The sequence below is a fragment of the Aminobacterium sp. EBM-42 genome (genome assembly GCF_001896635.1).
GTDB classification, from domain to species: Bacteria; Synergistota; Synergistia; order Synergistales; family Aminobacteriaceae; genus Aminobacterium; species Aminobacterium colombiense.
Genome location: NZ_MPPC01000024.1, coordinates 1 through 21,061, shown reverse-complemented (window position 1 = coordinate 21,061; position 21,061 = coordinate 1). Strand labels below are relative to the sequence as shown.

19 protein-coding genes, 1 pseudogene and 1 riboswitch are annotated in these 21,061 nt (G+C 47.3%); of the genes and pseudogenes, 1 reads left to right on the top strand and 19 read right to left on the bottom strand.

Annotation, left to right across the window (positions count from 1 at the left end):
• Positions 1–23 precede the first annotated feature (23 nt).
• From BUC50_RS06465 to miaB, 3 genes are read right to left on the bottom strand one after another with little or no spacing between them, the layout of a single operon-like run.
• Positions 24–1,448 (bottom strand): ComEC/Rec2 family competence protein, encoded by a 1,425-nt coding sequence (locus BUC50_RS06465; protein WP_286677254.1) that lies wholly within the window; start codon positions 1,446–1,448, stop codon positions 24–26.
• Positions 1,445–2,077, bottom strand: coding sequence for a helix-hairpin-helix domain-containing protein (locus BUC50_RS06460; RefSeq protein WP_273311887.1), 633 nt, complete (start codon positions 2,075–2,077; stop codon positions 1,445–1,447). Before BUC50_RS06460 ends, BUC50_RS06465 begins: the two co-directional genes overlap by 4 nt.
• Positions 2,070–3,392: a tRNA (N6-isopentenyl adenosine(37)-C2)-methylthiotransferase MiaB gene (miaB, locus tag BUC50_RS06455; RefSeq protein WP_273015637.1), complete on the bottom strand. Its 1,323-nt coding sequence runs from the start codon at positions 3,390–3,392 to the stop codon at positions 2,070–2,072. Before miaB ends, BUC50_RS06460 begins: the two co-directional genes overlap by 8 nt.
• Before the next feature lie 154 nt (positions 3,393–3,546).
• Here miaB and BUC50_RS06450 point away from each other — a divergent pair, with 154 nt between their 5' ends.
• Entirely contained in the window at positions 3,547–4,029 is a 483-nt protein-coding gene (locus tag BUC50_RS06450; protein WP_273015638.1) for a hypothetical protein, read from the top strand.
• A 79-nt stretch (positions 4,030–4,108) separates the two neighbouring features.
• Here BUC50_RS06450 and BUC50_RS06445 read toward each other — a convergent pair whose 3' ends face one another.
• The 16 genes and pseudogenes from BUC50_RS06445 to BUC50_RS06370 form a co-directional block, all read right to left on the bottom strand.
• Complete coding sequence (locus BUC50_RS06445) at positions 4,109–4,864, bottom strand: transporter substrate-binding domain-containing protein (protein WP_013048763.1); 756 nt, start codon at positions 4,862–4,864, stop codon at positions 4,109–4,111.
• A 167-nt stretch (positions 4,865–5,031) separates the two neighbouring features.
• A pseudogene (gene rd / locus BUC50_RS06440) lies at positions 5,032–5,223 on the bottom strand (rubredoxin); the annotation flags it as partial.
• Between the two features lie 66 nt (positions 5,224–5,289).
• On the bottom strand, positions 5,290–6,396 hold the full coding sequence (locus BUC50_RS06435; RefSeq protein ID WP_286677253.1) for a M24 family metallopeptidase: 1,107 nt from the start codon (positions 6,394–6,396) through the stop codon (positions 5,290–5,292).
• Positions 6,397–6,411: 15 nt separating this feature from the next.
• Positions 6,412–7,392 (bottom strand): AIR synthase-related protein, encoded by a 981-nt coding sequence (locus BUC50_RS06430; RefSeq protein ID WP_273015640.1) that lies wholly within the window; start codon positions 7,390–7,392, stop codon positions 6,412–6,414.
• 5 nt (positions 7,393–7,397) lie between these two features.
• Positions 7,398–7,949, bottom strand: a complete 552-nt coding sequence (locus BUC50_RS06425; RefSeq protein WP_273015641.1) for an epoxyqueuosine reductase QueH — start codon at positions 7,947–7,949, stop codon at positions 7,398–7,400.
• Between the two features lie 7 nt (positions 7,950–7,956).
• Positions 7,957–9,903, bottom strand: a complete 1,947-nt coding sequence (locus tag BUC50_RS06420) for a transketolase (protein WP_273311881.1) — start codon at positions 9,901–9,903, stop codon at positions 7,957–7,959.
• Positions 9,904–10,035: 132 nt separating this feature from the next.
• Positions 10,036–11,154 (bottom strand): alanine racemase, encoded by a 1,119-nt coding sequence (alr, locus tag BUC50_RS06415; RefSeq protein ID WP_273015746.1) that lies wholly within the window; start codon positions 11,152–11,154, stop codon positions 10,036–10,038.
• A gap of 109 nt (positions 11,155–11,263) precedes the next feature.
• Positions 11,264–12,655 carry an alanine/glycine:cation symporter family protein gene (locus BUC50_RS06410; RefSeq protein WP_286677297.1) on the bottom strand — a complete coding sequence of 464 codons (1,392 nt, stop codon included), beginning with the start codon at positions 12,653–12,655 and terminating at the stop codon, positions 11,264–11,266.
• 269 nt (positions 12,656–12,924) lie between these two features.
• Entirely contained in the window at positions 12,925–14,076 is a 1,152-nt protein-coding gene (gene grdD / locus BUC50_RS06405; RefSeq protein ID WP_286677252.1) for a glycine/sarcosine/betaine reductase complex component C subunit alpha, read from the bottom strand.
• A 19-nt stretch (positions 14,077–14,095) separates the two neighbouring features.
• Positions 14,096–15,625: a glycine/sarcosine/betaine reductase complex component C subunit beta gene (gene grdC / locus BUC50_RS06400; protein ID WP_273311878.1), complete on the bottom strand. Its 1,530-nt coding sequence runs from the start codon at positions 15,623–15,625 to the stop codon at positions 14,096–14,098.
• A gap of 81 nt (positions 15,626–15,706) precedes the next feature.
• Complete coding sequence (gene grdB / locus BUC50_RS06395; RefSeq protein ID WP_273311876.1) at positions 15,707–17,014, bottom strand: glycine reductase complex selenoprotein B; 1,308 nt, start codon at positions 17,012–17,014, stop codon at positions 15,707–15,709.
• Between the two features lie 25 nt (positions 17,015–17,039).
• Positions 17,040–17,516, bottom strand: coding sequence for a glycine/sarcosine/betaine reductase complex selenoprotein A (gene grdA, locus BUC50_RS06390; RefSeq protein WP_083775795.1), 477 nt, complete (start codon positions 17,514–17,516; stop codon positions 17,040–17,042).
• A 49-nt stretch (positions 17,517–17,565) separates the two neighbouring features.
• The gene (locus tag BUC50_RS06385) at positions 17,566–18,852 is read right to left on the bottom strand and encodes a glycine/sarcosine/betaine reductase component B subunit (RefSeq protein ID WP_013048777.1); all 1,287 of its coding nucleotides are present in this window, start codon (positions 18,850–18,852) and stop codon (positions 17,566–17,568) included.
• A 27-nt stretch (positions 18,853–18,879) separates the two neighbouring features.
• Positions 18,880–19,197 carry a thioredoxin family protein gene (locus BUC50_RS06380; protein ID WP_213700424.1) on the bottom strand — a complete coding sequence of 106 codons (318 nt, stop codon included), beginning with the start codon at positions 19,195–19,197 and terminating at the stop codon, positions 18,880–18,882.
• A gap of 79 nt (positions 19,198–19,276) precedes the next feature.
• Positions 19,277–19,684: a GrdX family protein gene (locus BUC50_RS06375; protein WP_273015656.1), complete on the bottom strand. Its 408-nt coding sequence runs from the start codon at positions 19,682–19,684 to the stop codon at positions 19,277–19,279.
• A gap of 102 nt (positions 19,685–19,786) precedes the next feature.
• Positions 19,787–19,904: riboswitch (glycine riboswitch) on the bottom strand.
• Positions 19,905–20,064: 160 nt separating this feature from the next.
• Complete coding sequence (locus tag BUC50_RS06370) at positions 20,065–20,943, bottom strand: sodium-dependent transporter (RefSeq protein WP_502686063.1); 879 nt, start codon at positions 20,941–20,943, stop codon at positions 20,065–20,067.
• Positions 20,944–21,061 lie beyond the last annotated feature (118 nt).

Here is a 21,061-nt window from a genome sequence, read left to right as displayed (position 1 = left end):
CCAGGGGAGTTTTGATTAAAACATTACATCACTATCCATAACATAACACATTGTAACAGCAATGATGCCGCCAGAGAATGCCTCCAAGAAAGCCTCAGGGAACGAGCTATCAAAAGAGGCAGAAGCCCTGCCGCAAAGGCAGTCCAGAAGGGAGTCCATGGAACATAGACCGGAATAAGCCGACTAATGGAATCTGCCCAAGTTTCCCAAAGGATAAAAAGTCCTTCCGCCCCTTGTGACGCCCAATTTCCCCATGGCAAAGCCAGAAGGGAAGGCAATGCCAAAAATGAAGCCAGAGGATAAAGGACCCCGAACACCGGCCCGGCAGAAAGATTGATAACAATGCCGGCCAGAGGTACATCTCCGAAGATTGGCGCTGCCAATGGAAGGGTAGTTACCCAGATAGCTGGCCCCACACTCAGCCACCACACAGGGGAAAGACCCCGTTCGAGGGCAGCAGCTATAATAAGAGCAGCCACCATGGAAAGCTGCCATCCCAGGTCCCAAAACCACCATGGGCGCCAAAAAAGGAGGGCCATTCCTGCCAAAGAAACAGTATTGACAGCTTGCGACGGCCTGCCGCGACATCGCCCAATAAGGGCAATTTGCATCATTAAAGCAGCTCTCAGAGCGCTCGGCGCTGCTCCGGCTATCAATACATAGCCCCACATTGCACAAGAAATAATAAATCCTCTTCCTAAGCATGAACGCAAAAGAAGGAGCAGGCCGGAAACAAAGAGGGAAACATGAAAACCGGAAACAGCAAGAAGATGGCTTGTCCCCCACCTCTCATGCTGGCTGCTCAGCAAAGGCGACTTCATTCCTGTCCAGGCAGCTGCAAGATATCCCCGAGTGCGGGGAGGCTGAGTCAGGAGTATTCTCTTTACTAACATATTCCGCCAGCCTGACAGAGAAAACTGACGGCAGGATTCTATTTTCTCCACCTTGCCTATAACGATCTCTGCCACCGCCCCTCTCGCCTTCCAGTATCTATCTTCATGAAAAGAACGGTTTTTTCCCGAAGAGGGAAGAGAGAGCATCGTCCCAGCTACCTCTACAGTGTCACCGGCAATAAATCCATGTTGTGATGGTATCTTTGCCAGGAGCGTTCCTTTTTTAGTTCGTATAAGGAGGGCACGTCTTCTTCCCCAGGGACGCTCGAGTAAAATGTACCCTTGCCCTTGAAATGTTTCCCCAGGGTAAAGAAAATCTATAGAAAGCCTTGAAGAGATGTAGGCGCTCCCAATCCCCGCGACAAGAACAACTAACGCAACTCCTTTCCAATAGCCCGGCTTTTCCTGAGTGGTAAAAAGGAGAACGAGTGCCAATGTACCAGACATGGCTACAAGGGGAAAGATAAAAAGGGGTATTCCCTGTTGCAGAACCCAAAGAGCCAGACAAATGCCGGCAAGAGAGAATAAGGCCGGCATCCTGCCGGGAGCCGTCATTGATTCACTGTTACCAAGTGACGTATTTTTTCAAATTTAGCCGGGCCTATACCTCGAACTCGCAACAAATCTTCTATTCCATTGAATAACCCCTGAGATTCTCTATAACGCACAATAGAACCAGCTGTGGAAGGCCCTACTCCAGGAAGAGCCTGCAGCTCTTCTTCTGAAGCTCTGTTTATGTTTACTTTTTTCCCAGCTGAAGAATCTGAGTTCTGCCCCGACGACGGCGATGCCGGCTTTTGCCCGGCGCCTTCCCCTTTGCCTGGAACATGTATATGCATCCCATCCTCTAGAGGGGTGGCAAGGTTGACTGCCTCAGGATCAGCTGATGATGCAAATCCCCCAGCCATATCGACGGCATGATAAACCCTTGATGCCGGTAAAACATGGTAGACGCCAGGTCTTTGTACGTGTCCAGTAATATATACTACCCATTCACTGCTTTGGGGAAGAGCATCTGCTGCCTCCTTTGTTGCTGGTGAAGTTACAGGCAGAGCCCCAGCAACAACAGTAGGTGAGCCAGCTTCCCATCGTCCCTTAAAGGTCGCTATGAGAAGGCCGGCTAATGCAAGACAGAGAACACCCGCCGCAAAAAAAAGCAGGGCTTTCGTTCTTTCATTAATCAATGATCGAAATCACCTCTCCATGAAGACACCAATTTTCTGCAGATGTAATGGAAACCAGGGCAAACCGGCCAATGAACTCTTCCGTCCCCTCCATTATTACGACTTTATCGCCAGGTGTCCGGCCCTGAACAAGAGATTCTCCCTTAGGAGCCCAGTCATCAATGAGAATTTTATATCTTTTACCAACAAGACCCCGGTTTATCTGAAGGGCAATCTCTGACTGTACCGCGTTTACAGTATTGAGCCGTTTCATTTTTACGTCCTGGTCAATCTGATCTTCCATTGTCGCAGCCGCTGTTCCTTCCCGTGGGGAATAAGCGGCCGTATGGACAAGGTCATACCTAAATTCATGCAAAGCAGCTACAGAAGCCTGAAAATCTTCTTCTGTCTCTCCTGGAAACCCTACGATAAGGTCACTTGTAAGGCCTACTTCGGGAAGGGCGTTTCGGATAACAGAAACAGTTTCTCTGTATTTGGCAAGAGTATATTTTCGATTCATTTTTTTCAGAATACGGTCACTGCCCGATTGAATGGGAAGATTTATCGATGGACAGATTTTAGGATAATGGGCCATCACTTCCACTATATCTGGAGTGAAATCCTTTGGATGAGACGTTACAAAACGAAGAAGAGGCAATCCGTCAATGGCGGCTACATCCCGCAGGAGGGAAGAAAAAGTGTAACCATTCTTAAAATCCTGACCGTAACTATTTACATTTTGTCCGAGAAGGGTAATCTCTTTAACCCCATCCTCTACAAGTCCCCGTATTTCCACGAGTATATCTTCAGGAAGGCGGGATACAAAGCGCCCCCTTACATAGGGCACAATACAATAGGTACAAAAATTATCGCAACCATGGGCAATGGTTACATAGGCTTTCCATAGATTTACCCTCTCTATAGGAGGAACTGCAAGGTCTACAAAAGCCCTTGGGTCTTCATCAAGAAGGCTCACTCTCTCTCCCGCCATTACACGCTCAAGTGCTTCAGGAAGATCGCCGATATGGCGAGGACCGCCCACCAGGCGCACCCATGGGAAACGGGTCATCATGGCACTTCCCAGGCGCTGGGCAATACATCCTGTTACGGCAACAAAGGGTTTCTTTTTATCGCTCCAGCTCTCTCCATAACGGCCAAGTTCACTCCACACTTTATGCTCCGCCTTGGCTCGAATGCTGCAACCATTGAAAATAACAATATCCGCTTCATTTTCTGGTGTTTCCTGCCAACCGTTCCGGATCAGGGCTGTACGAAGCTTATCGCCATCATAGACATTCATCTGACAGCCATATACTTTTAAAATAAAACGATACACAGGTATTCCTCCTGGTCATAGAAATTCTAATATTGTAACATGATAAATACTAAATTGGAAAATGATAGCATGATTTTAAGATGGACAAAAGGAAGGGGAACAACTATTTTGATAGAATGGCAACAAAGGAGTATTCATGAAAGAAGGGAAAATAATGACATTTTTTCGCAATATTATTACTTTAACTCTTATAACGCTCATGGCCATATCAGGAACGGGTTGGGCAAAAGTCACAGATCTGCCAGAACTGGAGGGATGGGCAGGCGGCCCCCTTTTTTCTCAGCCTCTGACAGCTCCCTCAGGAAATTATGGCATCTGGCTGAAAAGATCCTATGTCGCACAAGACAGACGAAATTTTGACGTCATTTTGCTCTCCGGTACCGGAAGTGGCGATCTTTACCTCCCAGATGCCCAAATTGACACAAACGACCGCCCTATAGGTTTTGGCGCTACGTATCGAACCCTTTCGGTAGAAAAACATGAGGCCTTGCTTGAATGGTATCCCCATATAGGCGGTGCCCTTTCTGTTCGTCTTCCTGAACAGACCACCCTCATTGTAGAGAGCAAATGCCTTTCTGAAGATGAACTTATGGCGATAATGAAAAAAATCATCACTGAAGTAGAAAAGACCTTATAAAAAAAGAGGAGAAACTGCTCTTATGCACAGTTTCTCCTCTTCAACTATCTCTCTTTAAAAAATTTTTACAGTGATAAACTTATTCTTCCATCCACTTCTTTTCCAGTTCAGCAAGAGTTCCGGATTCTTTAAGTTCATCTAGAGCCTTATTGACTGCCTCAAGGAACTGGGGATCGTCTTTGCGCAGCGCAAGGGCCATGCCTTTATCAATGCGAAGTTCGAAAACCTGTTTGAGCGTTCCTGTAAAATCTTTGTTCTCCTTCAGGTTTTCTTTCGTTACCGTTCCATCTACCACGGCAAAATCAGCCCGGCCAAGAAGGACTTCCCTGAAGGCGTCGTCAGTTTTTGCAAAACGTTTCACTTCTTTCAGATCAAGCTGAGTTACATAAACATCCTGAATCGTCCCCATCTGAACGGTAGCAATTTTGCCCTTCAGATCCTCTTCAGCAGTTATACCTGTCTCTTCAGCCTTAACAACAACTGCTGAGGGTGTAATGTAATATACATGAGAGAAAGAAACACGCTTGGCCCGCTCTTCTGTTGCACTCATTCCCGCTGCTATAATGTCAATTTTTTTAGTCAATAGTGAAGGAATAAGAGAATCAAAGGCTGCATCTACAATTTCCACCTTTTTCCCTAATTTTTCGGCAACCATATTAATAAGATCGATGTCAAACCCAACCACTTCATTCTTGACATTTCTAAATTCAAAGGGACGGAAAGTGGATTCCGTTCCAACACGAATTACGTCTTTATCGAGAGCAGACTCAGCCATAGCACCAGCAGCACTTACAAATACAAAAATAAAAGCAAGCAGAACCACTAATTTCTTCATAACCTTTCCTCCTTATATAAACTGAAGTTAAATATGTTCAAAAATTAAAACATTTGTTTAACGTCGCTCTATTATAGTTTATAAAACGAAGAAGTCAAGAAAAAAGGAGGGGCAATTCCCCCCTCCTTTTTATTAAAAAGACTTCTCTTTACAAGGCAGATTGAAATTTATTCTTCGGGCTCGAACATATCCTTTTCCACAGCACAGACGGGGCAGACCCAATCATCCGGAAGGTCTTCAAAAGAAGTTCCTGGGGCTATTCCGTTATCGGGATCTCCTTCTGCAGGATCGTAGATATAACCACAAACAGTACAGACGTACCTTTGCATGCCTTTCCCCTCCTTCATGGTATAGCTAAAGTGTCCACCACATTATATCTTTGACTCTCTTCAAAATGCAATATCTAAAAGGATCTCATTAAGATGTTAGAGAAGGAGCAGGCCCTGTTCCAAATTCCCTGACAGCCGTTCCGCTCCTGACTCTGTAATGAGATAATCGTCCTCAATACGCATGCCGCCAAAACCTGGAATGTATATTCCCGGTTCTACTGTTGTCACATCGCCAACCTGAAGAAAGTCTTCTGACAATGGCGATAATCGTGGATTTTCATGAATTTCCAACCCGAGCCCATGGCCAAGACCGTGGGTAAAATATTCTCCATAACCCCCATCCGCAATTATTCTTCGGGCTATTCCATCAATTTCCTTACCACTTACACCAGGCTTTAAGGCTATAGCAGCTTCTTTATGGGCATTGAGCAAAACCATCTCTATCTCCCTGGCCCTGGTGTCTGGCTTTCCGAGACAGAAATTACGGGTAATGTCTGAAAGATACCCACCCACCATGGCTCCAAAATCAACGGTTACCCAGTCTCCCTTTTGGAAGCTCCTATCTGTAGGCACCCCATGGGGTAATGCGCTTCTAGGACCTGAAGCAACTATGAAACCATGATTTCCCCAACCGCCTTCAGCGCCAAGTTTTTTCACCGTGTATTCAAGAAGAGCATCAAATTCCTTTTCTGTCATTCCCTCTTTGACCTGGGCGATAACAGCTCTGTAGGCATTGGAAGCTATCATTCCGGCTCTTTTTATCAGATCTGCTTCGTCGCTGTCTTTTGCGCGCCTCAACATTGGCAATAGTTGAGAAGCGTCTTTCCATTCCACGTCCCTTACCAAACCCTGGATCTGTTCGAAAGTTTTGGCTGATACTTTCTCTTTTTCCAAACCAACGCGTCTACAATCTTTTTGTTTAAGAAGATCGCCCATGGCCTCGACCAGTGATCGCTGCCCCTGAGGAATCAGTGTAAAGGGCGATTGCTCAGAGGCTTGGGTCATATAGCGGCCATCTGTAATAAGACAGGTTTCTTGCTCGGTTATAAGAACGCCAGCACTGCTTCCGCGAAACCCGGAAATATAATAGACACTCTGCCAGTTGGCGCTTTCAAAGACAAAAAGGACTACCCCGTCTATGGCAAGAGAAGGAAAGGCCTTTCGCAACCTTTCTGTACGGCGGAGAATGTTTTCTGTTCTCAATAATCGCGCCTCCTTCTACAGGGCAAGGAGTCTCCAAAGCTCCTCTTTGCTATCCAGCTCGCAGTTTCCTCGTCCTTCCTCTACTATTTTTCCAATAAGAGCTGCTGGAATCTGTTTCTCCTCAAGTCGCTTCAAGGCCGTTTCAATCTTCTCTTCAGGGACGACCACCACAAGCACGCCCGAGGAGATAAGGTGGTAAATATCCGCACCTAAAGCTTTTCCTACTTTGCGGGTCAAGGGGTGTATTGGAATAGCCTCCATGTCAAGATGGAGATTCAACCCGCTTAAACGGCATATTTCCGCCAAACCTCCGAAAAGCCCCCCCTCCGTGGGGTCATGCATGAAACGGGCTAGATCTCGCACAGCTGCAGCTTCTTTCAACACTGAAATAGAGGATATCCACGACGTGATGCTTTGTATTTCTGCATCGGATAAATGAGGCTTGAGAAGATCGGGACGATCATGGGCAAGTATGGACATTCCTTCAAGCCCTACATGCTTTGTCATGATAACGCCATCTCCTGCGCAAATATCCGTTGCCCGATAAAGATAGGACGTTTGCCCCATCATGGTTCCCACTACTACCGGTTTTTTATATCGATCTGTCAGTTCCGTATGCCCGCCTATCACTGCGATCCCCATTTTCTTACACGCATGATGGATCTCTTCCATGATCATTCTGGCGAAGGGAAGCCCCTGCTCCACAGGGATAATAAGGGTAATGATAAAATAAGCCGGATCACCGCCTTTGCAGGCAATGTCGTTTGCATTTATATGGACGAGAAAGGTTCCCGCACCCTTTGAAGCTCCCACTATGGGATCAGAAGAAACAGCTAAAAGTTTCCCTTCTGGAAAACGAATAAGAGAGGCGTCTTCGCCTATGCCGGGACCTACGAGGACATCCGGTCGACTGGCTCCGCTGAATTGCAATATATGTTGTTCAAGAATGTCTGGTGGAAGTTTTCCCACAGGTAACTTCCTTAGTCCGTCCTCCATAAAGGTCATCTCCTCGTTTCTGTAGTTTTAGCGCTGTAAGAACAGCCGCAATAGTTCTGACGGTATAGGCCCAATTCGTGACTTGCCTTGACGGACCGCACAAAACCATTGTTCTTTCTCCAAACCTTGTGGAGCCAACGCAGCCCATAACGGGTTGCTACGGCCTCTCCCAAAGCATTGATTCTTTCCGGATTCTTGTGGGGACTTATAGTCAACGTGGTGCACAACCAGGAATAAGAGAGTTCTGCCGCCTTTTTTGCCGCGCCTTCCAACTGAAGTTCAAAACATAACGCACACCGCGCCCCTCCTTCAGGCTCAGAAGCCAGAAGGGCCGTTCGTTTAAACCAGATCTGAGGGTCATAGGGTTCTATTGCCAGTGGTCGCGACAGGGAAGAGGCAAGTTTTTCCACTGCCTCTTCCCGTCGTATATATTCTGCTTCAGGATGAATATTATGGCCATAAAAGTACCCCGTTACATCGTATCCTTCTTCTATGAGAACTGTCCATGGAATAGTCCCATCTGGAGCACAGCAAATATGAAGCAACAGGCTCTTCATCCTATATTTATTTCCTCTCCTTCAAGCAAGCCTCCGCTTTCGCCGCTATGCTTGCTCCATCAAGGCCCATTGCTGCCACAACATCTTCTGACCTGCCAGAAGCGCCATAAGAACGGACTCCAAGAGGAACAAGTTTTCCATGGAGATTCCCTTCCGCCATAGCCAAGGCGAGACTTGCACCTAAACCGTTATGGTAGTGATGATCTTCCACCGAAAGGATGAGGCCAGTAGCAGATGCCTCTTCGAGAGCCTTCTGATCTATTTCAAGGGGCGTGGCGACAGAGAAGAGTTTGAAGTTCAATCCTTTATTTCGGAGGAGTTCCCACGCTTCAAGGGCTCTCCACGTCATTGCGCCAAGAGCAAAAATGGCTCCATCTTCTCCATCCCGAACCTTGGCGGCCTTTCCATATTCAAAGGAGTAGTCGCCAGCGAAAAGAGGTTCTCCCCCTTCATTGGTAATAACAGGGAGCTTGCTCCTTCCCATGGCAATACATACATTTCCTGCCTCGCGGAGTGCCCATCGCGTAGCCCGGTCGGTCTGGTTGGGGTCGGCGGGGACCAGGAGTTTCCATCCAAACATATTCCGCATCAGGCCAACGTAATCAATGGCTTGGTGGGTCATGCCGTCTTCTCCTACATCCAGACCCACATGGGTTAATGCCAGTTTGAGATTTGTTTTGTTAATATCATTCAATCGCTGCTGATTATACACTTCACTCAGGCCGAACACGCCGAATCCGGCCCAAAGGCTGGCCACGCCGGCTACTGAGGCTGCTCCTGCTGTCGTAGCCGTGGCGTGCTCCTGTATGCCAGTCTGAACAAACCATTCCGGACAGTTTTTTGCGAAATCCGATGTTTTGACCGATCCGGCCAGGTCGCAATCGAAAACAAGAAGGGGCATACTCCCCTCTCTTTTATAATTTAAAGTCCCTACATCTGCCAAAGCGTTTCCAAAAGCCGATCTATTGTCAGTCTTTTTCTCGCTGCCATAGGTGCGAGGTTCTCCATAAAGGAGGTTATTTATTGTAGAAACGATCTTCCTCCCTGAAGGGACAGGGTTCCCACGACGGGCTTTAGCCTTTTCAAGGTAGTCTAGGTTCCCGCCAAGTTCCCTTACAGCCTTCTCATACTGGTCTCTGTTTGGAGCCTTTCCGTGATAGTCAGGAACCCCTTCCATATAAGAAACATCTTTCCCCATTTGAGTATGACAAATTATCACTGTGGGAACTTCGTCATTTACACCATCTCGCAAAGCCGTGTAAAGTTCTTCAAAAGAATGGCCGTCGCATTCTAGAACTCCCCAGCCGTCAGCTTCCCACAAAGCTCTCACATCTACAGGCATTACTTCTTCTGTGCGGCCAGAGATCTGAATATGATTGTAATCGATAAGAGCGGTAATATTTGAAAGCCCTTCTTTAGCCGCGATGCGGCGAGCTTCCGCTACCTGCCCTTTTGTCTGCTCCCCATCGCCCATCAAAACAAAAACCCGGCCACCGTGGGCTCTAGCCTTCTGAGCGAGAGCGAAACCTACTCCCGCCGCAAGCCCCTGTCCGAGGTTGCCGCTTCCCCAATCTATGCCCGGAACATTTCGCTCCACGTGCCCCTGGAAAGGACTAGAGCATAACCTGAAGTTGGCAACGGCATCAAGGGGCTTGAAAAAACCCCATGCGGCTAATGCTGCGTAAGCTCCGGGCGAGGTATGTCCATGGCTGATAACCACATAATCACGATCGACACTATTACAATTTTCTGGGGTCAGATTGGCAACTCCGTATGTTGTCAGATACATTTCCAAACTGGAAAGAGAGCCCGCGGGATGGCCGCTTTCTGCAAGGGTCACCATTGTGAGAACGTCTATACGGGCCTTTCGGGCTGCTTCTTCTAGAAGTTTTACGTTTCCATGGCTCAACGACTCTGCGGAAAAATCGCGAAGAGACGGTAGATTATTCTCCATTGATTTTAAGTCCTCCTTTGGTCTGATTACTTGTTAGATTATATCCATTTTTTCTATTTCGGCATACTTTATATGTAAAAAAGAGGCTGCCCCTTTTTTGAGGCAGCCTTTACTCTCATTATTTTACGGTAATCAGCGAATGTAGACCCTGGGGACCCTCTTTGAGAACATTATGGGAATTTCATAGTTTATGGTACCTCGCGTTGGGGCTATTTCTTCCGGTGTAATGACTTCCTCCCCCTGCCGGCCAACAATTACCACCTCATCGCCAACTTTCACATCTTCTATGTCGGTAACATCGATCATTGTCTGATCCATACAGATATTTCCCACCATGGAAACCCTTTTACCGTGGACAAGAACTGGAACTTTCATAGAAAGGCATCGAGAGAAACCATCACCGTACCCTATTGGTAAAACAGCTATTCTTTCTGTTCCCCGAGACATATATCGAAGTCCATAGCCCACACCGCTATTAGAAGAAATTTCTTTAACGGCTGCAATGGCCGTTTTAACTTCAAAAGTGGGTTTAAGCTCTATGGGCCTGATACACTCGCTTGAAGGGTACATGCCATAGAGAATAATTCCCGGTCTAACGGCATCAAGATGTTTTTCTGGAGAATTCAACACGGCTGCGCTATTGCACACATGGCGCAAAGGAACTCTTACCCCCTTGCTTTCCAGAAAATGATAGACCTTCATATAACGGGCAAACTGTTGATTTGTATAATCGAGACGTTTCTCATCTGCCGTTGCAAAATGAGTGAAGAGCCCTTCTAACTTTATGCCGGGCAATTTTAAAATATCGTCAATGATGCCTGGAATCTGTTCTGGCAAAAACCCTATTCTCCCCATCCCCGTATCGATCTTCAGATGAAGCAAGGCGGTTTTACCCTGATTCACCGCTTCACGGCTCATCATTTGTGCGAAAACCAAATCTGTAAGGGCTGCTGAAATATCGTGTTTAACATAGGCTGATGCCGCATCGTAAGGAGAGGGGCCCAGAACCAAAATAGGGTCATTTATCCCCGCTTCTCTCAATACCACTGCTTCATCAGGTGTAGCTACCGCAAAACGCTGACAGCCCGCCTCGATAAGAGATTTTGCCACTTCTACAGCTCCGTGACCATAGGCATCCGCTTTCACTACTGCCATGATCTGGGGGCCAGCTCCCACATGCCGGCGAATCGTCTTGAAATTAGACTGAATGTTAGCCAGATTGACCTCCATCCTCGTTGGGCGAAGAAACACAGCTATTCCCCCCTAACCTTTTATTAGTTTTTATTACATGAGACAGGGGCGGTAAAACCGCCCCTGTCTCACATGATACAAGAGTTGAGAAATTTGTCAAAATCTCAGTTTATTTAAGCGCTCCGGATTTTTTCTTTGCGTCAAAATCTTTGACAAGGCGTCGAATTTCGTTCGAAAGCAGCAACAAAGCTACGAGGTTGGGGGCCGCCATGAGTCCGTTCAGAGTATCAGAAAGATCCCAAAGGTTTGTTAGGAACGCAGCTGCGTCGCCAAGAAGGGTTCCGCCGGCAGCTCCGAGGAATACGATGATAATCCATACAATTTTTATTCCGGGAATGGCTCTGGCTCCAAAAATATATTCACCAGCGGTTTCACAATACCAATACCAACCCAAAATGGTCGAGAAAGCAAAAAGAGCCAATCCTATAGAAAGAATCATGGTTCCAGTTCCGCCAAGAACTGCCTGGAATGCGGAAAGGGTCAGCTGTGCACCGGACAGTTCGGCTTTTCCTGTAAGAACACCGCTTGTAATAATGGCCAAAGATGTGAGTGAGCAGATAACGATGGTGTCCACAAACACCTCGAACAAACCATACATTCCCTGACGGACAGGATGGTCAACAATGGCCGTGGCGTGAACCATGGGGGCGGATCCCAGGCCAGCTTCGTTGGAGAAAACACCCCTGGCAATGCCCTTGGTCAGAGCTAATTTAACAGTCCAGCCAGCTACCGCTCCAGGCATGGCCATTGGGTCGCTGAAAGCGTATTTGACTGCACTTGACAACGCCGCCGGAACTTCTCCAATATGAACAAAGACAACGATGATGCCGCCGATAATGTAGAAAATAGCCATGAAGGGAACAAGGTAGGTTGTAACATCAGAGATTCGTTTTAATCCGCCAACAATAACAAGGGCTGTTAAAACTGCCACAGCAACACCTGTCCAAATTGGAGGAATTCCAAAGCCAAGGAAAAAACCTTCTGCCGTAGAGTTGGACTGAACAGCGCAGCCTATGCCGAAGGAAGCAAAAAACGCGAAGAGGGCAAAGAGCCAGGCGAGCCATTTTTGTTTGGCGCCTTTTTCAAGGATATACATGGTGCCGCCACGCCAGTTCCCCAGCTCATCCTTTTCGCGGAAATGAACGGCCAGAATGACTTCACACATCTTCGTAGTCATGCCAAACACTGCTGAAACAAGCATCCAGAAAAGGGCTCCGGGCCCGCCTAAATGGAGGGCTGTCGCGACACCGGCAATGTTGCCTGTTCCAATAGTGGAGGCAAGAGCTGTGGAAAGAGCAGCGAAAGATGAGATGGTTCCCTCTCCCTCTTTCTTTTTTCCAAGGTTCCCAAATACTTCTTTAAACATAAAAACAAAATACCTTATCTGCGGGAAACCGAGAATCAGAGACAGGTAAACACCCGTTCCCACTAATAACGTTAGCATCCACGGTCCCCAAACGATACCATTAATAACCCCGTTCAGTTTCATAATAGCATCCATTGATGCAATTCCCCCTTTCGTCATGAGAGAAAGCCTGTTTTTATAACAACTCTTTCTCTCTGCGCAAATACACCACTTAAAGTGATACACTAACCAAGGAGCGAAAAGCATGTGCTACACTGAACTTTACATCACCTCCCACATTTCGTTAGATTTAAAACAATCTAAACTTATAAAATTATATCACTAAATTACGCATAAAAAAAACGGGATAATGATTTCTCATTTTCCCGTTTTCCCGTTTTTATTGAATAATTACCACAAATGTATTACAAATATCCGTTGGCCTTCAATATCTCTTTTGCTTTCTCCGTATATTTTGCTGGCAATTTAACTACTGGACCGGTACAGCCCATGGCTGATTCCGCATAAATATTTTCTTTCCATAGAACCCTCACAGCATCCTCTATTGAAAGAACATCTATGCCGTGTATTTCGTCGTCAGTTGGCTCTGTTGGAGGAGGAGCTATCTCCTCAGCCGCGGCTGAAGGCTTGGGCTGCAATCCGGCAATGATGTCATCAAAACCCGCACGCTTCGCTTTCGCCATTTCCTCAGCTACTTGTGCCGGAAGGTTACCACGAACAGCAGCAGCATTATAGGCCAGGGCATTGGCTATGACAGGAGCGCCTGAAGCCCTTGAAATGATAGAGATGACATGGGGCCAGCCTTCCCCGGCTGAAGGCCCATACCCCCACCCAAGAGCTTCATAGGTCCCCCCTGAGTTGAAAGAAGAAAACATCTTCATTAGAACATTTCCCGTCAGTGTATCTGCCACACAGACATCGACTGCTCCAGCAAGGATGTCATTTCCTCTCAGCACCGAGCCTCCATCCTTCCGGATGCTTGTGCCAAAGGCAATGTCATACCCCTTTTCTTTTAATTGGCTCAGGGCCCTGAAGACAAGCTGTGCTCCTTCTACATTCAATATACCCACAGTGGGATTTCGCTTCCCTATGGATTTTGCCACCGCTATGCCATAGATGGCATTCCTGACCATGGCTTCCACCCTCTGTATAGCAGAGGTACCTGTAGAAGAAGCTATAATCATATCTTTTCCCTTAGCAGGTGTTACAACCCGTCCTATGGTCGTTACACCCATGGGGAAAGGATAGTGCATGGCCACTGCCCCTTGGATAACTCCCTCCTTAAGGGCTTTTTCCATTGCCAAAGCGACGTCCGCATCACAATTAGGAGTTTCGATCCACTCTAGATCATCATATCCAGCACATTTCGGTCCAATCATTACAACTTTAACGTTAGGATACTGTCCCTGAGCCAGAAGACCGGCTTGTGCCAGTTCTTCCGCTCCATGTTCACTACCCGTCGCCATAAGTCCGACGCTTATGCGCGGTCCGCCACTTACAGCAGTTTCTACTATCTCAGAGAGCGCTTCTCCGACTAGACGCCTGATCTCACTCATACAGCTCACCTCGCTCCTTTTACTGGAGCTTTTCCGTGATCTCAGAAAGAACCTCGAGAATCAGCGCTTTCACATCTTCCTTGCTCACGGCAGCTCCAGCACCACCGCTGCTCGGCTCTATAAAGAAAGAAGCTCCGTCAGCCAGATTGGTCAATCGGGCAAGGAATAGACTTCCTTTACCGATAATCATGGCCCGTTTCATTGTTCCCGCCTTAATTGCTTCACATGCCGGCCCGACAAAAGGCACTCCCGATGGAATATGTCCCTGCGTATGAGCATAGCCTTTAAGGCCTCTCTCTTTTACAAAATCCATCATATCTGCTTTTTCTATAGCTTTTTTCATCACTGCCAGAGCTGCTATCATCTTAATGCTGGCAAGGGGGACATCACCAGCCCCGGCAGGAAGAGTTATTTCAGGAATATGAAGTTCGGCAGCGTATTTATCCACATCTGCAAAGGAAATGCCTAGCTGCTGAAGGGGTTCATAGACAAGGGCAGAGGTAACGGCCTGGGGAGAAGCTCCTGATCCCACTGAGTGTTTCCCTACCGCATCAAGGCGCATGACCGGGTTTGTCCCATCGTCAGGAACGAGTAGGACTGCAAAGTTCCCAAGGCAATCTTCAAGGGCAGGCATGCCTTTTTTAACGTGATCGCGGCCGTTCATATACAGCTTGGGGATAGCCCCACCCGCTACGACCACACAGTTCTTTCGGAGACCTGAAGCAACCTGTGATGCCGCCGAAAGCATGGCATTTACGGGACCGGCACAAAAACCTCGAACGTCGCAACCACTGGCATTGGCGCATCCGGCAATCTCTGCAATGGCCTTGGCAAAATTGCCGCCCCCCCGCTGGTTCATATCACCAGCAGCCTCCTCCGAACATTCGATAACAAAATCGATGTCTTCTGAAGCAACTCCCGTATTTTTCAACAAGTGAAGAAGGGATAGAACGCCACCGGCCTTACAGGCGATATTCTCGAGCAATACATAGGGGAAAAGACACTCATCCACTTCGTGACCGCTTCGTGCGCATCCCACTACTTTGTTGTTGAAATAAAGGGGCAAAGCTGAATGTTTTTCAACTTCGTTCTCAATCTCAGAAAGATCGTGGCCAGTCTCAAGTCTGGCGAGGACGTGTTCATTGATAACAGGATTCTGGGCCAGCTTCTCTTTTACTGAAGCGGCAAAATCCTTCTCAAGCCAAATGATGTCGAATACGTCGCATATATCAATGAGTCCAAGGAATTCATCCTCAGGCATGATTTCTCCAAATTTACCGTAACGGCTAGACCCTGTCAAACGATTCTCGATCCAGGGCTGCTGCTTCGCCTCAAACTCTTCAAGGGTAATGCCGCCGATATAGGCCTGGTTCGGAGCAAAATCCCTTGCATCTTCAAAGGACTGCATATGGTTGGGCAGGGCCTTTAAAAACTCGCTCTCTCCTTTATGATGGTGTCTCTCTACATAAGGGGTATTACCATAATGGAGACCAAGTTCGGGGGCATGGTTAAGGCAGTACGCGTAACCTTTAATACCAACACTGGACATGGCTGCAAAAACCTCCTCATTCGCATTCTCTTATAATAGAGGGGCCCAGGGTGAACCCTGGGCCCTTTGTTACAGTTAAAACTAGTCTGCAAAGACTGTCTGTTCGTCGATTTCTGTCTGAAGGGCCTTTAAAGCTTTCTCTACAAGGTGCCGACGAAGTTCTTTTTCTTCAGCAAAAGGCTTCGTTGGGTCACCCAGTGGATGAGGAATAGCAATTGCAGGTACTATTCTGTTGGCTCCAACAGTTAAAGAAATAGGAACTATTGTACATACATGAACAACCGGGAAACCGGCACGTTCAATTTCTTTTACCATCGTTGCACCGCAACGAGTACAAGTTCCTCAGGTGGATGTTAAAATAACCGCGTCGACGCCGTCTTTCTTAAGTTTTTCAGCAATTTCGGCACCGAAGCGTTTTGCGCTGGCAACGGCTGTTCCGTTACCAACAGTTGTATAGAACTTATTGTGAAGCTTCTTGAATACTCCAGCTCTCTCCATTTCTCTTAAGACGTCCACGGGAAGAACACGGTCAGCATCCTGGTCTGCGTAGGTAGCATCATATCCGCCGTGAGCAGTGCAATACTCATCAGCTGTAAGATCATCCACTCCGGTAATGTCGTATTCGCCATATTTGCTGGCGCTGGAAGCTTCAATGTGATCAGGGTTGCCTTTTGGACAAATGCCGCCGGAAGTAACAAGGGCTATTGTGGCATTTTTAAGGTCTTTAACGGCAGGTTGAGGCGCAACCCTATCAAAAACAGGCATAGGATACTCTGTAGTAAAGGGCTTGCCCTGCAGCTTGGCCACAAACATATCAACTGCGCGCTCAGCGGCAAGTTTTTCGTAGAACTTGTTTACTCGAACACCGCGCTCATGGTAACCCTCTTCTGCTGGAAGACCGATCTTTTCTCCCTTAAGCTGCTTAAGAAGAAGTGCGGTCATGGCTGGAACTGCTTTGCCCATGCCACGAGCACTATCGGCAGCTTCCACAATGTAGAGGTTCTTTTTGTACATTTCTACGCCGGGGTTTTCCTGGTACATAGCGGAAACTACAGGAATACCCAGCTCCTTAGATACGGCAGAACAAATCGCACCACAGGCAGTGCCGTAACGGCCGGCGTTAAATGCCGGGCCAGCTACAAAAGCATCGGCGTTGCACTGCTTGACCATATCAAGAATTGTTTTTGTTGCTTCTTCCATATTGGAAGCAAAGTATGTATCTCCGCAAATGACGGTAGCAATAACCTCAGCTTCCCCTTTAAATGCAGCGTTAAGGGCCATACCCGGACCTACTACACCTTCACGAAGTTCCGGCTGATAGTCTGCCTTTTCCTCACCGCCAATTCCTGCGAAGAACTGATTTATATAATGAACGACACGGTAAGTCATATGCCCCCCTCCTTTCATTAAGGATTTACAGCGTATGCTGGCTAAACTGTTCTCTCATAGATTTCACAGCAGCGGAAAGGGCTTCTGGATCCAGAACCATCTCCATCATGCTGATTTGATCTTCCCAAGCCGCTTCATCGGCTTCATCACGAATTTCCTGCTCAAATACATGGTAGACTGGGAGTCCCAACGGAACTCCTGCCAAGGGACCTGCAAATGTAGGGTCGCCGTTCGTTACGGTCTCTGCATAAATTTCTGCGCCTTCCGCATCGGAAGAACCAAGAATGACCACAACGTTTTCAGCGCCATACTTTTCAGCAGCATCTTTAACACGCTGCTGGTTCTGCAGATCCATGGCTCCTGCAGCCGTTCAGACGAAACACTCGGTTACTGAGAAAATAACCTCAGCTCCGCTGTTTTTGAAGCATGCTTCCATGGCAGGTCCCGGCACGCCATCGCGCTCACCGAGAAAAAGCACTTTTTTTCCAGCCAATTTGCCCATGCTTCACACCTCCTTCTTAATATTTGTTTTAAATTTTTTAAATTGCTTATTAGATTGTGTAGGCCCCAAGCTTTGTATAGCCAAGCTCGCTTGTTGCGCCAAGAATTGCCTGCAGCTCAACAGTGATCGTGCCATCTTCAGCAAGAGAACCCTGCCAGCCGCCGGCAATGACATTTGCTTCTTCAGGGAAGCCAATGACTTTCTCCATGGGAGGAAGTACTATTACTTCATTGGCGTTACCAGCAGTAACACAGGCGTCCCCCTCTTTGCAGGAATCGGCAAGAGACTGGCTTGCGCCATCCTGTCCGGCATATTCGTCTGTAAGAAGAGTGGTCTTGATGCCCGCCCGCTCAGCTTTCCAGCAGTTCATAACAAGGTCTGCATCCGGATTGCCAAAACCTTCTTCGGAAATGAGAAGACCATCTACGCCAAGGGTTCTGGCAAGCTTGACTGCGTAGGAAGAGCTTCTCTTTTTATCGCCAAGAGTAACGTTCTCGTTGGTAATGATACAGCCAATGAAATTGAAGTCTTTTCCGTGCCGATCAAACATAGCCCTGATAATCGGATTGTTCATGTGAACATAGGAGTTGTTCTTATCACAGGCGGAAACGCAGTTTCCCGAAACGATAGCTCCATCAAAAACCTCTGTAGGATTGATGAGTGTCGGGAGAATCTTTTTAGCGTCGACACCATAAACATAGGTGTCGTGAAGAAGTCCCTGGGACTGGAGCATGTAAAGGTAAGCCACTTTTGGAAGCTCCGGGTATGCATTCATAGCCTTATCTAAGGACGGAAGCTCAAAAGCCTCCACTTCATCAGCCTTAACCTCTGTACAACTCTGGGCGAGATAGACAGCTGCCTTAAGGCCGGCCATGCGGCATGCGGCTTCGTGATCATGCTTCTCAAGACCTTCTACAGGAGTAAGGACAAGCACAACGTTGTTGGTCTTGGAATAAGGCGTGTACTCTGCGCCAGGGCCCATCATATCAATGATGCCTTCCTGGAAACGGACGATCTGCCCGGTTGTCACAACGGCAGCACCTTTCAGAACGAGGGTTTTGCCTTCGCCAACGGTGTCTACATCGCCGACAAATCCGGGGAAAACTTCATTGGAACCCTCAAGTTTGCATCGGGGCTCGATAACATCCTTCACTGGAAGAATGCGGACGCTCTCGCCAGGCATGGCAAGATCGACATCCACCTTAACAAGGCGTTCGTCATCAGAAAGCTTGGCTAAAAGCTCTTCTTTATTGACATAAAGAACGCCGTCTTTAACAGTCGTCTTGTCACCCCACGCAAGTTTATTGACTTTTACGTTATGGAGTTCTAATTTCAAATAACTCCCCCCCTTTCGCGGATTTGCTTACAGCAGTTTCTCTACGTTTTCTTTGATTTTTTCAAGAGTAACCTCAGCACCACTGATACGTGCAACCTCTTCTCCATTTTTCCAGAAAAGGAATGTGGGCAACCCCATCACCCTGCAATTGATGGCTACACGGCGATTCTGAGAAACATCGACGGAACAGAACTTAACTTTTCCTTCAAACTCTTCTGCCATCTTGTGGACATTGGGAAGAAGAGCCATACAGGGTCCACATTTAGGACCCCAGAAGTCAACCAGCACAGGAAGGCTGCTCTCCTTCACTTCCGCGTCAAAGTTATCTTTCGTCAACTCTACCATTGCCATACATTCTCACCTCCTTTCCGCGATTGTTAAAAATCTCACTATTACGATAACACTAACCCCTATTTATCCCTGCCTATTCATTAGCAGAGAGAAACATTGAATATTTTTCCAGACTTTCTCTTATGAGTTCCTTATCAAGAAATGAATAATCATCTATCATTTCATCTGTGAGAGACGAAACTAGAAGTATTCTCTCTTTACAGGAATCATATATGGAAATGGCATTTTCAATAAGTTCAAGAGAATAAGTATCGACGTTTCTGGGCAGTGCCCCAGATGGAACCTGTAATAGGATGGAGCGAAATGGATGCTGGTAGGGACGCAAATTCCCATAAAGAGGGTGTGTTAAAAGAGACCAACCCTTGTGGATGTAATTGCGGACATAAACAAGAACGTCGAAAGACGTTCCCTCTACTAATTCGACATTTTTTACTCTTTTGCAAAGAGTTCTATTATTTGTAACGAGGAGCATGCGACCCATCGTTCTGCCTCCTATATTACTACTATAGGTTAGACAATCTCTGTCGCATAGCCCCAAAGCGAACAACGTCTACAAGAAGGGCGGCTAACTATTCCAGAGACCCGTCCAGCCACAATCCTTCTGCCTGAGAGTTTCCATTTTCAGGCTCCCAAACCTGAAAACATTGCCCCTTCGGCGCCCCTCTACTTAATGTAAAAAAGGACTCTCTTGCGGCCTTCCTCCGGTAATCCGTAATGATTCTACACTATATGGCATGATAGTCAATAGCTTGTGAAACACAAAACTTTCTTCCTATTTGTTATATTATGCAAAATGCGGGGAGGGAAAACCCTCCCCGCAACAGGTTAACATCATATCTTTTCTTTAAATATGAACGGTTTTTACCACTTCAAGCCCTTCCAGAAAATAACAGCAATGGCCAAAGGAGCAATTGTTCTGCAAACCCAAATCCATGCATCCATCAGCCCGAACTCATATGTGCCATCATTGGAAACCTCTTTTCGGGCTGATTCTGTCCACACCCAGCCTACAAAGAGAGCAATCAGCATACCCCCTAAAGGCAACAGGACGTTAGAAGCCAAGAAGTCCGCGGCGTCAAGAAAGTCTTTGCCTGCAATCTTCAAGTTGCCCGCAAGTGATATAGAGGAAGGGATGCCCAGTATGAAAATTGCCAGACCCATTAGCCATGCGGCTTTAGGACGCCCCCATCCCATTTCGTCAATAAAGTAGGCGGAAACAACTTCAAGCAGTGAAATGGCAGATGTCAAGGCTGCAATGAACAGGAGTAAAAAGAAAAGTGATGACCAGATCGGACCGCCAGGCATTTGCGAAAAGACAGACGGCAATGTAACAAACGTCAGGCCGGGACCCGCTCCCGCTTCCACGCCAAAGGCAAAAACAGCCGGAAATATAACGAGACCGGCGAGTAAGGCCACCATGGTGTCAAGGAAGCAAATCTGCCCCACTGCGCTTGGGATCGTAGTATCTTTTGTCAGATAACTGCCGTAGGTGATCATACATCCCATTCCCAGGGAAAGTGAGAAGAACGCCTGCCCCAAAGCTGCCAGGAACGTATCACCGGTAATTTTTGAAAAATCAGGTTTAAGATAGAATTCCAATCCCTTCCCGGCCCCCTCAAGAGTCACTGAGCGGACGATAAGAATCAAAAGAATGCCAAACAGGGCCGGCATTAAGATTTTGCAGTACTTTTCAATACCCTCGCCAATGCCGCGATAAACAACCCATATGGTAGCCAGCATGAAAATGGCCTGGTATAGAAGGTAGTGCGGAAAATTTTGTGTAAACATCCCCGAGCCGGTCTGTAACCATGAATTTAGCGGATTCTTCGTTCAACAGAGCAGTTTCACCCTGTCGCCG